1 protein-coding gene is annotated in these 1,581 nt (G+C 57.1%); it reads left to right on the forward strand.

Translation table 11 applies throughout. The features are described from left to right. Positions 1 to 127: 127 nt before the first annotated feature. Positions 128 to 430, forward strand: coding sequence for a DUF2314 domain-containing protein (locus tag E5S66_RS13490; RefSeq protein ID WP_138350052.1), 303 nt, complete (start codon positions 128 to 130; stop codon positions 428 to 430). Positions 431 to 1,581: the final 1,151 nt, after the last annotated feature.

A 1,581-nucleotide genomic window follows, 5' to 3' on the forward strand; every position in this document is an offset into this window, starting at 1 on the left:
GTCTTCTGTTACTTTGCGCCCTAACAAGTCATTCAAGCCGACGCCGCTTCGCGGCGCGGCTTAACTCAGGTGTTAGGGCGCACTTGTGACCACTCCGCAACTCACAACATTGGAAGCTGACGGCTGGATGATCGACGACGGCGAGATCGCTCACGCCGAGAGTCCAGACAAATTCTGGATTCCTCCGCTCCACGAGCGTCAGTCGCTTGAACCTGGATCAATCGTCAAGATCCGTTTTTACATCCGTGCGCCCAACGACGCGGGTGAGCTCGTAGATCACGGGGAGCGAATGTGGGTCCAAGTCAAAGAACGACATGGTGATTGGTACTTTGGGGCGCTGGACAATGATCCGCACTGCACAGACTCTATCCAAGCCGGCATGCCTCTTTGGTTCCAGCCTCGCCATGTCATAGACATTGATCGGGGCTGACCATGCAGGTGCGCCCTAACAATTCGTTCAAGCCGACGCCGCTTCGCGGCGCGGCTTAACTCAGGTGTTAGGCCTGGGGAAAAAGCATTCCAGTCTTGTTGGTTCCGGCAACGGCTTCGCGCTCTGCGTCAGTCGCGTCGTGTTGGGCCGGCTCCGGTTGCCGTCTCGTTGTTGACCAGCATTTCCCGCTTCGGTCGCATCGCTTCGGGCAGCGCAGATGCGCCGCCGCCGCGTCAGTGAGCGGACCTTCGTGTGAGCGCGCGGATGTTGCTGCGCCGTGCGGATCTTGCCGTTGCGCATTCGTGTGCGGGTGTTCCCGCTTCGGCTGGGCGGCGCCTCGGCTTCGGTTTTACAAGCCTCGGCCCGCGTGTAGCTCGGCCTGCGGGCAGAGTTGCCAGCGTCTCGCTCTGCGTCGCAGCTTGCGGTTGCTCGCCTTCGGCGATACCGTCGCGCCTAACAGTTCATTCAAGCCGACGCCGCTTCGCGGCGCGGCTTAACTCAGGTGTTAGGGCTCATGATCAGACTCAGTCGCAAATTGTTGTTAGGTCTAGCGATCTACGCGACTTCGTTCTGCTGCGCAGCCACCCTTCCTCGAGTCAATACTTGCTATGACGTTCTTTGCTTTTCCATGGTTGAGGGTGTGTCGGGCATGGTCAAAGACCGCACCTACCACCACCGTGAAAATGGTGAACGGCTACTTGTCGTCCGTTTAAATGACACAAGCCAAATCTCATTGCTGGTAAGGCCAACATCCAAAGCTGATTGCCCAGAAAATTTCGAACAAACGTACGCCCACCTTACTACCCGCTCATCTAATAGCATTACAAGCCGCGGGTGCCTCGCCATTCCTGATGCTAGTCGCTATTTCAAAGTTGACTTCACTCTGGTCAGCCCAAAGACCCCAATTAACCTACAGCTCAGGACTCTCGACCCGCAGGTCTTGATTCGAGACATCATAGATATCAAGTATTGGTCAGGGCCCACCTTCAATAGCTCCGTTCTCGTACTTTCCCCATCAGGGCATGAGCCCTAACAATTCATTCAAGCCGACGCCGCTTCGCGGCGCGGCTTAATTCAGGTGTTAGGCCGCTAAGAGCAAGGCTTCCGTAGCTGCGCCAAGCGGTGCGCAGGCGCAACTTGCCAACCGTTTC

This window comes from Thermomonas fusca, assembly GCF_005862345.1.
In the GTDB taxonomy this organism is placed as follows: Bacteria; Pseudomonadota; Gammaproteobacteria; order Xanthomonadales; family Xanthomonadaceae; genus Thermomonas; species Thermomonas fusca.

Excerpts from the sequence above, each read along its gene's own strand:
- E5S66_RS13490 (WP_138350052.1), top strand. The coding sequence starts at position 128 with ATGATCGACGACGGCGAGATCGCTCACGCCGAGAGTCCAGACAAATTC.